The following is an 11,583-nucleotide window of genomic DNA, read 5'->3' as shown; positions in this document are numbered from 1 at the left end:
CGGCGGCGACGAGAATGCGGCTGCGCGCACTGCTGGACACCGACGCGCTGGGCCTCAAGCTGCTCGGCGGCGAGGACGAGCTGGACCGCTCCGTGCGGGGCGTGATGACCACCGACCTGCGGGACCCCAGCCGCTATCTCTCGGGCGGGGAGCTGGTGCTCACCGGCCTGGCCTGGCGCCGGGACGCCGCCGACTCCGAGCCGTTCGTCCGGATCCTGGTGCAGGCCGGGGTGGCCGCCCTCGCCGCCGGCGAGGCGGAGCTGGGGCGAGTGCCGGAGGACATGGTGGCGGCGTGCGCGCGGCACCGGCTGCCGCTGTTCGCGGTGAACGAGTCGGTGGCCTTCGCGACCATCACCGAGCACGTCGTCCGCCAGGTGTCCGGCGAGCGGGCCGGGGACCTGGCGGCCGTGGTGGACCGGCACCGCCGGATGATGACCTCCGGTCCGGCGGGCGGCGGCCCCGACGTGGTCCTGGACCTGCTCGGTTCCGACCTGGACCTGCGGGCCTGGGTGCTGTCCCCGACCGGCCGGCCGGTCGCCGGCCCGAAGGACTCGGGTCCCGCGCTGAGTGCCGAGGTGTGCGCGAAGCTGGCGGCGGAGCATCTCGCGGCCACCCGCGCGGGCCGCCGCGCGCCGCACCGGGCGAACCTGGGCCCGACGACGTACAGCCTCTTCCCGGTGCGCGGCCCGGAGCACCGTTCGGCGGTGCCCGGCGCGGGGCGTCTGCCGCAGACCGCCCGGGACGTGCGCGAGACGGTGTTGTCCGACTGGCTGCTGGTCGTGGAGGCGGACGCCGGGGAGTGGGCCGAGGAGCGGCTCGACCTGCTGTACGGCGTCACGCAGCTGATCGCGGTCGAGCGGGACCGGCGGGACGCGGCGCGCACGGTACGGCGGCGGCTCGCACAGGAGGTCCTGGAACTGGTGCAGACGGGCGCCGCGCCCGCCGAGATCGCGGCCCGGCTGCGGGTTGCGGCGCCAGTACTGCTGCCGGGCCTCGGCGCGGCCCCGCACTGGCAGGTCGTCGTCGCCCGCGTCGAGTGGGCGGACGGCTCCGACGGCGGACCGGGCCGCGGCACCGACGGCGGACCGGGCCGCGGCACCGACGGCGGACCGGGCCGCGGGCAGAGCAGCCCGGACGGCTCGGCGGAGACCGGTCCGGTCGCCCAGACCCTGCTGGAGGAGATACTCGTCGACCCGCTGGCCACGGGCCCCGAGCAGTCCGACCGCATCGCCGTGGCGCACACCGGCGACGAGGCCGTCGCCCTCGTACCGCTGCCGGCGGTCTCCAGCGAGCATGACGGCTCCGAGACCGGCATCCTCGCGGACGCGCTGCTGGAGTCCGTACGGGAGCCGCTGTCGGCGGGGCTGGACGGCGACGGGCGGGTCACGCTCGGGGTCAGCGCGGCCGTGCACTCTGCGGAAGGGCTGCGCGGCGCGCTGGAGGAGGCACGCCACGCGCGGCGGGTCGCCGCGGCGCGCCCCGGCCGGGTGTGCGCCGCGGGCCACCACGAACTGGCCTCGCACGTCCTCCTGCTCCCCTTCGTCCCCGACGACGTCCGCCGGGCCTTCACCGCCCGGCTGCTGGACCCGCTGCGGGACTACGACCGGCGCCACCGTGCCGAACTCATCCCGACGCTGGAGTCGTTCCTCGACTGCGACGGCTCCTGGACGCGCTGCGCGAACCGGCTCCACCTGCATGTCAACACGCTGCGCTACCGCGTCGGACGGATCGAGCAGTTGACGGGGCGTGACCTGTCGCGGCTCGAGGACAAGCTGGATTTCTTCCTGGCACTGCGGATGAGCTGAGCCTCGAGGCGTACGCCCGGCCCGGGGCGGTCCCAAACCTCGGGACGGGAAGTTCCACGACTTTGTGAAAAATTTCACCCATACCCTTGGCCGGGCCGCCGGATCCGTGCTGAGATGCGCCCACCACTCGAGAGCTCGATGGCGTGCTAAGGGGAGGGCAACGTGGCGCATTCCGCCATGGCTGGTTCTGGTTGGGGAACGACCGAGGGTGACGATCCGCTCCAGACCGCGGTATGGCGGTTGCGCTCGCGCGCCTGCTGGGCCGACGCGGCGGCTCTGCTGGAGCCGGTCACCGCGGCCACCGCGTTGCAGCGGACCGCTCTGCTGGTGGAACGGTGTCTGTACACCGAGCAGGGGTGGGCCCAGGCCGAGGACGCGCTGCGCACCGCCGAGGCGCTGGCCGACAGCGACGACGAGCGCGGGGCCGCCGCCTGCGAACGCGGGCAGCTCGCGTACGCCGCCACCGTGCACGGGGTGCGCGACCGCGCCGACGAGGCACGGGCCGCGCTGGGCCGGGCGGCGGCGCTGATCGCGCCGGGGGCCGGCGGGCGGGCACTGCTGGACTTCCGGCGCGGGCTGCTCGCGGAGAACCTGACCCGGTCGCCGCAGGCCGCCCGGGCTGCGTACCGGCGGGCCCACGCGGGGGCGACCGCGCACGCCGACCCGCTGCTCCAGTCCTTCACCTGGCGGCATCTGGCCGGACTCGCCCTGCGGGAGGGGGAGTTGGCCGACGCGCGGCACGGCTTCGCCGAGTCGTTGCGGATCCGCGAGGAGCTGGGATACCTCGTCGGTACGGCGCCGGCACTGGTGTCGCTCGCGGACGCGGAGGCCGAACCCGAGGCGTCGCGGTTGCGGGAGGAGGCACGGCGGCTGTTCCGGCTGCTCGGCGGCGTGCCGACGTGGCTGGCTCGGCAGCTGGCACCACCGGCGCCGGGGGCGGCGACAGCCTGACGGCCGGCAGCCCGCAGTCGGCCGGAGGCACCGTCATGGGACCAATCGCCGTCGGCCGCCGCCGTCAGGGGTCACCGCGGTCACCGGCCGCCGCCGGTCATCGCGGTCGCCGGTCGCCGCCGTCACGGGAGCCTGCTCCAGCGCGGGGCCGTGGCGGCCCAGGCGGCGTCCCATCCGGCGAGGTTGCGCCGTCGCAGCACGAACCCGGTGACCGCGTGTGCGGCGAGGCCGGCGAGGACGACGCCCAGGAAGGCGAGGATCGCCCAGCCCACCGCGCGGCTGCGGATCTGCTCCGCGGTCAGCGGCGGTTCGGTGATCCTTCCTGCCCTGTCGACCCAGACGAGAACGGTGCTGTCCGCGGGCAGCCCCGGCTCGACGTCGGTCTTCCCGGTCCGCGCACGGCCGTCCGGACCGGTGAACCGCACCTTGACCGCGTACCGGGTCTCCTTCGCCTCGTCCGACCCGGGTTCCGGGTGGCGCGGGGCGTCGTACATGAGGACGGCGGGGCGGTGGTCCCGGGTCTCGGTCTCGTGCTCGGCGGTGCCCCGGTAGTGGCGGTGGGCCGCGTCGCCGACCGCGAACATCGCCGCCGGGGCCGCCGCCAGCACGGCGAGCAGCAGCCCGACGGCGACCCACGCCTGCAGCCGGTCGGTACGGCGCCGCAGCGGGTTGCGCCGCCACTGCCACAGCAGGGGGCGCGGATGCCGTCCGGGGCCGGGAGCGGCGGGCGGTGGCTGTGCCGGAGGTATCTCACCAGCCACGGGGTGCCTCCTTCCAGGGGCGGGACAGCCGGTTCGGCACCGCCGATACCGGTCCGGCCGGCCAACGGCGGGTCGGGGTGGGGGTTCGGGTTACGACGGCGGGTCGAGGGCGGGCGGGGCCGGCGCACGTGGGCGGGGACTGCGGTGCCACGTGAGCAGGACTGCGGTGCCACGTCCTGTGTGCCGGGGCCGCGATGCGCGGGCTGGGCCGCCCGAGTGGTCGGGCCGTGTGTGAGGGGCCGGGATCCGAGCACGCCGGGTGAGTGGACACCCGGGTGAGTGGACACCCGGGTGAGTTTCAACGACGGGCCAGGACCCAGCCCTCGACGTGCGTCACCGCGTACGGCGGCAGCCGGTCAGCTCGGGTGTTCGTCCGGTGGGTCCGTGCCCGTGGTCGACGGGTGGGAGTGCGCGGCTTCCAGGAGCTTGGCGGCGCCGCGGAGGGCCGCCGTGTGCGGGGCCGGCACGGCACGCAGGGGCACATGCAGTGTGTTGGTGAGCCGGCAGGTGACCTCGGGCCGCAGGGCACCCCCGCCCGCGAGCAGCGGGCCCCTGCTCAGGGCGTCGACGGTGAAGGACGTGTCGTCCTGCCGCAGCATCGAGGTCGTCATGTCGGCCACCGCTTCCGCGATCCGCGCGGCCGGGGTGACGTCGTCGATGTCCCCCGTCCCCAAGGAGGTGCGGCGCGCGTCGAAGACGGCGCCGTCCACCAGGAGAACCACCTCGGTGAGATGCGCGCCGATGTCCATCACGAGCAACGGCCGGGACAGGTCCGCGCCCGCCGCGAGGGCCACGGCCCGCGCGCTGGGGACGGTCAGCACACTGCGCGGGCGCAGCACCTCCACGGCCGTACGGGCCTCGGCCCTGTAGGCGAACCCGTCCAGCACCGGCGCGGTCACCACGACCAGGGGACGGGCGAAGCGGGGCAGGCGGTGGCCGAGCAGCCGGTCGAGCATCCGGGCCGTCCCCGGAGTGTCGACGATCGAGCCGCGCTGGATGGGGTACACCGCGCCGACGCCGGGGAAGGTCACCGTCGGCACGTCGAGGATCATGCCGCGCCCGGCGACCCAGGCGCGGGTCCGGGCGCTGCCCATGTCGAGGGCGACGCCAATGCACTGCCGGCACAAGGGCCACGGGCGGTGCCGGCCGAGGACGGCACGGGGCCGGCGGACCACGGTCATCGTCCGGCCTCCCGCACCTGCTGGCAGCGAGCGCAGTAGCGGGCCTGCGGCACGATCATCAGGCGCTCGCGGTCGATGGGCCGCCGGCACAGATGGCAGACACCGTAACGGCCCTCGGCCATGCGCTCGAGTGCCGCTTCCACGTCGGCGAGGACCATGCGCGCGGAGGCCACAAGCTCGACCCTCACCTCCCTCTGGGCGGCGGACCGGCGCTGGATCAGCTCGTCGGCGCGGGACGGGATGGTCGCGATCTGCCGCAGCTGCTCCTCACGGAACAGCCGCTGCTCGTCGAGGTTGTCCCGGAGCGCGGCGAGGTCCTCGGGCGACAGGGACGACCGGGGCGACACAAGCGTGTCGCGGTCGCCGATGATCTGGTTGTTCACCACTTCACCCACTTCACCCCTTGGGCAGGGCGGGAGACGAAGACTGGACGGACGGTGGTCAGGCGGCGGCACGGCGCTGGCAGGCGACGCAGTACCGCGTGTAGGGGAGGATTTCCAGGCGCTCCCCCGGGACGGGCTTGCCGCAGCCCAGGCAGGTTCCGTAGGTGCCGTCGTCGATACGGGCGAAGGCCTCCTCGATCTCCTTGAGCACCCGGTCGATGGCCGCCTTCTGCGCGGACATCAGCTGGTCGTCCGCCTGGCCGCTCTCCCCGAGTGCCTGAAGCTGGGTCATACGGGTGTTGCGGGCGTGCTCGAGGCGCTGGCGTGCCTCGTGAGCGGTCAGGCGTTCCGGGCGGGGTTCGATGCGGGAGGTGTCGAGAGACACGGCGATTCCTCTTCTCAACCGGGCCTGCTTCTCAGAAGGGCCTGCGGGTATGACTAACGCCGGGCCAACGGACCCGGTCAGCCTCAACCATGGCCGGACCGCCGGGGGAAGCCCATCGGGCGCAGGCCCCATTTGCCCGGGGACGGAGTATCCACTCGGCGGCGTACCGGGGTGGCGTCCATATGGGTGTGCCGCGATCCGAAAATGGGGGTCAGGACCCATCGACCGCCGGACTCCGGACGGGCAAGCTGGTCGTTTGCTCTGTCTCGAACCAGGCAGCGGCTCCCACCGAGGGTGCGCGATGACCGACAGTAGAGGCGTACCAGTCGACGCGTCGCAGAAGGAGGCGTACCCCCCGGTGTCCCTGTTCTGGCGGATCTTCGGGCTCAACGCGGTGGTGCTCGGCTTCGCCACAGCTCTGCTGCTGTGGGCTCCGGTGACCGTCTCCGTACCGGTCCTGCTGACCGAGGCCGTCATCCTGGTGGGCGGGCTGGGCGTGATGCTGGTCGCCAACGGCGCCCTGCTGCGCTGGGGTTTGTCACCCCTGGACCGGCTCACGAAGCTGATGACCACCGTCGACCTGCTGCGCCCCGGCCAGCGGCTCCCGGTGTCCGGCGGCGGTGAGGTCCCCGAGCTGATCCGCACGTTCAACGCCATGCTCGACCGGCTGGAGCACGAGCGGGCCACGAGCACCGCCCGTGTCCTGCTCGCCCAGGAGGCGGAACGACGCCGTATCGCCCAGGAGCTGCACGACGAGGTCGGGCAGAGCATGACAGCGATCCTGCTGGTCCTGGGGCGCGCCGCGGACGATGCCGACCAGCCGCTGCGCGACGAGCTGCAGCAGGCGCAGGAGATCACCCGGGAGAGCCTGGACGAGGTCCGTCGCCTGGTACGCCGGCTACGGCCCGGTGTCCTGGACGATCTCGGTCTGATCAGCGCGCTGTCCTCGCTCACCCACGACTTCGCCACCCACACGGGGCTGCGGGTGGTGCGCCGTTTCGACGCGGATCTGCCCACCCTGGACCCCGAGACCGAGCTGGTCCTCTACCGTGTCGCGCAGGAGAGCCTGACCAACGCGGCCCGCCATGCGGACGCCGAGCGGGTGGAGGTGGCTCTCGCCCCCGCCGACGGCGCGGTGACGCTCACCATCGCCGACGACGGCCGCGGCATCGAGGCGGCGTGCGAGGGTGCCGGAATCCGCGGCATGCGCGAACGGGCCCTGCTCATCGGGGCCACCCTCGACATCACCTCGGCACCCGGCGCCGGCACCCGCATCCGGCTCACCGCACCCGTCCCCAGGAAGCAGCCCTGACCATGTCCGACCCGTCCCTGCCCGAGCCGACCGCCTCCGGCCCGACCGCCTCCGGCACGTCCGCGGCGCCCGCGTCCGATCCGGCCAGGATCCGCATCCTGCTCGCCGACGACCACGCGCTGGTACGCCGCGGCGTACGGCTCATCCTCGACCGGGAGCCGGACCTCGAGGTGGTCGCCGAGGCCGGCGACGGTGCGGAGGCCATCGACATGGCGCGGACCCACGCCGTCGACCTGGCGGTCCTGGACATCGCGATGCCCCGCCTGACCGGCCTCCAGGCCGCCCGCGAGCTGGCCGCGCTGAAACCGGGGCTGCGCATCCTGATGCTGACGATGCACGACAACGAGCAGTACCTGTTCCAGGCCCTGAAGTCGGGGGCCTGCGGATACGTGCTGAAGTCCGTCGCCGACCGCGACCTGGTCGCCGCCTGCCGGGCCGCGATGCGCGACGAGCCCTTCCTGTACCCGGGTGCGGTGACGGCCCTGATCCGCAACTACCTCGACCGGGTGCGGCACGGCGAGGAGAGCGCCGACCACATCCTCACGCCCCGCGAGGAGGAGGTCCTCAAGCTCGTCGCCGAGGGCCACTCCTCGAAGGAGATCGCCGAGATCCTCTTCATCAGCATCAAGACCGTCCAGCGGCACCGGGCGAACCTCCTTCAGAAACTCGGCCTGCGCGACCGCCTGGAGCTGACCCGCTACGCCATCCGGGCCGGACTCATCGAACCCTGACGGGTCCGGTCGAGTGCGGATGAGTCCCGCCACCCCCTGAACCGCCCGAGGCTCTGGCCGCCCACTCCCCGGCCGGAGCCCCGGGCTTCCGCACCGCACGCGCTAGAGTCCGACCGACCGAGCGCCCACCACGAAAGGGGACGGTGCATGCGCCTCGCACGCCGCACCGCCCCGGCACCCGTCTCCGTCACGGGGCACTGGCCGGCAGCGGCGTTCGCCGCGCTGCTGGCCGTCCTGCTGGCCCTGGTCCCGGCCGGACCCGCGGCGGCGGGCGCACCCGTCGCCGTCGTGGGACAGGTTCCGATACCCGCGGGGACGACCCTTCCGCACCCGGACACCGGGTACCACGACGGCGACGGGTGCGCCACCGCCTGCGCCTCCCAGGCCAGGTCCCGCCACGACCACCTCGGTGAGCGCCCGGCTCCCCCGGACCGCCTCGCCACCACCACGCGCTGCACGGGCGCCGCCCCGGCCACCCACGGGCGGACCACGGCGCCGTCCGGCTCCGTTCCCGTGTCCCCCGGCCGCACGAGTCACGACCGGGTGCGGGCTCCTCCCGTCTCCTCCGGCATCTGAGACACCCGTCCACGTCCTTTCACCTTCCTTGCCGCGGCCGCGCTGGGCCGCTGCCGTGGCGTGCCTGCCGGAGGCCCGTGTTGAAACGTTCCCGTCCCCGCTCCCGTGCCCACTCCCTGAGGGGGCGAGCGCTCCTCGCCCTCCTCGTGATGGCCGGGGCCGTGGCCATCGCCCTGACCATGCCGATCCGCCTCGGGCTCGACCTGCGGGGCGGCACCCAGATCGTGCTGGAGACCAAGTCCACCGAGACCACCGAGGCCGACCGGGAGGCCACCGACCGCACCGTGGAGGTGCTACGCGGCCGTATCGACGCGCTCGGTGTCGCCGAGCCGACCATCGTCCGCTCCGGTGAGAACCGCGTCGTGGTCGAGCTGCCCGGCGTACAGGACCCCAAGAAGGCGGCCGACGTGCTCGGCCGCACCGCGCAGCTCACCGTCCACTCGGTGCTCGGCCCGGGTGAGCCCCAGGGAGAGGCCGAGGGAAAGGCCGAGGGAGAGGCCGCCGCGAAGGACGCCGAGACGGACGACCCCGAGACGGACGACCCGAAGACCGACGACGCCAAGGCCGCGTCCGGCACGGACGGGGAGCGCGTGCTGCCGGACGAGTCCGGAATGCCTCTCCGGCTCAAGGACGCCACGCTGACCGGGCAGGACGTCAAGGGTGCAGACGCCCGCTTCGACCAGCAGGGCGGAGCGGGGTGGCACGTCACCGTCGACTTCAAGGACGCGGGCAGCGACCGCTGGGCCAAGGTGACCGGCGAGGCCGCCTGCCACCCGGCCGGCGATCCGCAGCGCCGGGTCGCCATCGTGCTCGACAACAAGATCATCTCTTCGCCGCAGGTCGACCCCTCCGTGGCCTGCGGGGCGGGTATCACCGGCGGATCCACCCAGATCACCGGCTCCTTCGACGACACCGAGGCCCGCGATCTGGCCCTGCTGATCAAGGGCGGCGCCCTTCCCGTACCGGTCGAGACCATCGAGCAGCGCACCATCGGCGCCACCCTGGGTGACGAGGCCATCTCGGCCGGCGCCTGGGCCGCGGTCATCGGCACGGCCCTGACCGGCCTGTTCATCATCTTCGTCTACCGGCTCATGGGCGTCCTCGCGACCGTGGCCCTGCTCTGCTACGGCCTGATCGCCTACGCCGGCCTGGCCGCGATCGGCGCCACCCTGACCCTGCCCGGCCTGGCCGGCTTCGTCCTGGCGATCGGCATGGCGGTGGATGCCAACGTCCTTGTGTTCGAACGCGCTCGCGAGGAACAGGCCGCCCGTACCCGTCCGAGCACGCGCTCGTCGCTGACCGCCGGGTTCCGCAGTGCCTTCAGCGCGATCGCCGACTCCAACATCACCACGCTGATCGCCGCCGCGCTGCTGTTCTTCCTTGCCTCCGGTCCGGTGAAGGGGTTCGGCGTCACCCTGGGCATCGGTGTCCTGGCCTCAATGGTCAGCGCCCTGGTGATCACCCGGGTGCTGGCCGAGTTCGCCGCGAGCCGCCCGTCGGTCTTCCGCCGCCCGCACATCACCGGCATCTCCACCACCGGCCCGGTCCGCGACGCCCTGCTGCGCCGCAACCCCTTCCTGATGCGCCGGCCTCGCCGCTGGCTGGCAGCCTCCGCGGTCGTCCTCGTGGTGGCCGGCTCCGGCATCCTGGTCCGCGGCCTCGACTTCGGCATCGAGTTCACCGGCGGACGGCTCATCGAGTACTCCACGGCCACCCGGGTCGACGCCGACCGGGCGCGGGACGCCCTCGCCGACGCGGGCTTCCCCCGCGCCGTCGTCCAGTCCTCCGGTGACAGCGACCTCTCGGTGCGCACCGAGAAGCTGACCAACGCCGAGGCCGACACCGTCACCAAGGCCATCGGCGAGCTGGGCGGCGAGACGGAGAAGGTCCGCGACGAGCTGATCGGCCCGAGCCTCGGCGCAGAGCTGCGGAAGGACGCCCTGATCGCGCTGGGCCTGGCCCTGGCCGCTCAGCTGACGTACCTCGCCGTCCGGTTCCGGTTGCTGTTCGGCACCGCGGCGGTCGGCGCGCTCGCCCACGACGTGGTCATCCTGGTCGGCGTCTTCGCCTGGCTGGGCAAGCCGATCGACGGGGTGTTCCTGGCGGCGCTGCTGACCGTGATCGGCTACTCGGTCAACGACTCGGTGGTCCTCTTCGACCGCATCCGGGAACTCCTCGGCGGCAAGGACCGCAAGCAGTCGTTCGCCCAACTCACGAACCACGCGATCCTGCAGACCCTGCCGCGCACGGTCAACACCGGTATGGGCGCGGTGCTCATCCTCGCCTCACTGGCCGTCCTCGCCGACGACTCGCTCACCGACTTCGCCCTCGCCCTGCTGATCGGCGTGGGAGTCGGCACGTACTCCTCGGTGTTCACCGCCTCTCCGCTGGCCATCGAGATGTACGACCGCGGCAGCGGGTCCCGCCCCACGCGTCGCAGGGGCCGGAGTACGGAGGAGAAGGAGAAGGCGGAGAAGAAGGTGCCGGCGAGCCGCACGGAACGGCAGGAGGTCCCGTAGGGAGTCGCACTCGCGACACCCGGCTCGCGAAGCCGCACTCGCGCAAGCCGCACTCGCGACACTTCACCGGGGCCGCCCGCGCTCAGGACGCCCCGGTGAAGTGCTCCCCCACCAGGCTCCGCACCACATCCGGATCGCCGGCGATCAGCGCGTCCAGCAGGGCCGTGTGCTCGTGCGCGTCGGCGATCAGGTCGGCCCGCCCTCGCATCGAGGGGGCTCCGGCCGGCGGCCACTGGGCGCGGCGGTGCAGGTCACCGGCGATCCGGACGAGCTGGTCGTTGCCGGCCAGTCCGAGCACCGCACGGTGGAAGGCGCGGTCGGCCTCGGCGTACGTCGCCGGGCAGCCGGACGACGCGGCCCGGACGGTGGCCTCGGCGAAGGGGCGCAGCTCCGCCCAGCGCTCGGCGGGCATCGTACGGGCCAGACGCAGTATCACCGGAGCTTCGATCAGGGCCCGGACCTCTGCGAGCTCGGCCAGTTCCCGGTCGCCGCGCTCGACGACGCGGAATCCGCGGTTGAGGACGACCTCCACGGCCCCCTCCAGGGCGAGCTGCTGCATGGCCTCCCGTACGGGCGTGGCCGAGACACCGAACCGCTCGCCGAGCGCGGGCGCCGAATAGACCTCGCCGGGCCGCAGCTCGCCGGTCACCAGCGCGGTGCGCAGCGCGTCGAGGACCTGCCCTCGCACGGAGGAGCGCTGGACCAGGGCACGCGGGCGGGGCGGCGGAGGCTCGCTGTGCGTGTGCTCGCCACGCGCGCCCTCGGCCGGCTCCCCGGCACTGTGTGCCCGATCCCGGCCCCGATCCCGATCCCGGCCCTTGTCCCGGTCCGCGGCGCGGGGCGGGGCCAGGGCCGGGACCCGCAAGAACGCTGCCGGATCGGCCACGTCGCCGGTACGGAACCGTCCGGTCCCCGGCCTGTCGGGACCCTGCGCGCTCGGCTTCACGGGTCCTCCTGTGGGACGTGTCGGTACTTGGGG

General features: G+C 73.7%; 11 protein-coding genes. 6 read left to right on the top strand and 5 right to left on the bottom strand.

Features of this window, described 5'->3' with window-relative positions; genetic code table 11:
- Positions 1–14: 14 nt before the first annotated feature.
- Positions 15–1,805: a PucR family transcriptional regulator gene (locus ABEA26_RS04965; RefSeq protein ID WP_345589575.1), complete on the top strand. Its 1,791-nt coding sequence runs from the start codon at positions 15–17 to the stop codon at positions 1,803–1,805.
- Positions 1,806–1,967: 162 nt separating this feature from the next.
- Positions 1,968–2,756: a hypothetical protein gene (locus ABEA26_RS04960; RefSeq protein ID WP_345589564.1), complete on the top strand. Its 789-nt coding sequence runs from the start codon at positions 1,968–1,970 to the stop codon at positions 2,754–2,756.
- Between the two features lie 122 nt (positions 2,757–2,878).
- Here the strand turns inward: ABEA26_RS04960 and ABEA26_RS04955 are convergent, their stop codons facing one another.
- The 4 genes from ABEA26_RS04955 to ABEA26_RS04940 form a co-directional block, all read right to left on the bottom strand.
- Complete coding sequence (locus ABEA26_RS04955) at positions 2,879–3,517, bottom strand: Rv1733c family protein (RefSeq protein ID WP_345589562.1); 639 nt, start codon at positions 3,515–3,517, stop codon at positions 2,879–2,881.
- A gap of 356 nt (positions 3,518–3,873) precedes the next feature.
- On the bottom strand, positions 3,874–4,698 hold the full coding sequence (locus ABEA26_RS04950; protein ID WP_345589561.1) for a rod shape-determining protein: 825 nt from the start codon (positions 4,696–4,698) through the stop codon (positions 3,874–3,876).
- Positions 4,695–5,084 (bottom strand): TraR/DksA family transcriptional regulator, encoded by a 390-nt coding sequence (locus ABEA26_RS04945; RefSeq protein ID WP_345589574.1) that lies wholly within the window; start codon positions 5,082–5,084, stop codon positions 4,695–4,697. The genes ABEA26_RS04950 and ABEA26_RS04945 overlap by 4 nt, the downstream gene beginning before the upstream one ends.
- Before the next feature lie 55 nt (positions 5,085–5,139).
- A complete protein-coding gene (locus ABEA26_RS04940) occupies positions 5,140–5,466 on the bottom strand; it encodes a TraR/DksA family transcriptional regulator (protein WP_279564600.1) in 327 nt (108 codons plus the stop codon).
- Positions 5,467–5,824: 358 nt separating this feature from the next.
- Here ABEA26_RS04940 and ABEA26_RS04935 point away from each other — a divergent pair, with 358 nt between their 5' ends.
- The 4 genes from ABEA26_RS04935 to secD all read left to right on the top strand — a co-directional run bounded on the left by ABEA26_RS04935 (position 5,825) and on the right by secD (position 10,604).
- Complete coding sequence (locus tag ABEA26_RS04935) at positions 5,825–6,778, top strand: HAMP domain-containing sensor histidine kinase (RefSeq protein WP_345589572.1); 954 nt, start codon at positions 5,825–5,827, stop codon at positions 6,776–6,778.
- A 2-nt stretch (positions 6,779–6,780) separates the two neighbouring features.
- Positions 6,781–7,509, top strand: coding sequence for a response regulator (locus tag ABEA26_RS04930; protein ID WP_345589559.1), 729 nt, complete (start codon positions 6,781–6,783; stop codon positions 7,507–7,509).
- A 147-nt stretch (positions 7,510–7,656) separates the two neighbouring features.
- Positions 7,657–8,085 carry a hypothetical protein gene (locus ABEA26_RS04925; protein ID WP_345589557.1) on the top strand — a complete coding sequence of 143 codons (429 nt, stop codon included), beginning with the start codon at positions 7,657–7,659 and terminating at the stop codon, positions 8,083–8,085.
- 80 nt (positions 8,086–8,165) lie between these two features.
- A complete protein-coding gene (gene secD, locus ABEA26_RS04920; protein WP_345589555.1) occupies positions 8,166–10,604 on the top strand; it encodes a protein translocase subunit SecD in 2,439 nt (812 codons plus the stop codon).
- Positions 10,605–10,686: 82 nt separating this feature from the next.
- On the opposite strand, the gene ABEA26_RS04915 is transcribed toward secD, so the two are convergent.
- A complete protein-coding gene (locus ABEA26_RS04915) occupies positions 10,687–11,550 on the bottom strand; it encodes a GntR family transcriptional regulator (RefSeq protein WP_425587785.1) in 864 nt (287 codons plus the stop codon).
- Between the last annotated feature and the right edge of the window lie 33 nt (positions 11,551–11,583).

Source organism: Streptomyces marokkonensis, from assembly GCF_039539045.1.
GTDB classification, from domain to species: Bacteria; Actinomycetota; Actinomycetes; order Streptomycetales; family Streptomycetaceae; genus Streptomyces; species Streptomyces marokkonensis.
This window is presented reverse-complemented; position numbering and strand designations above follow the sequence as displayed.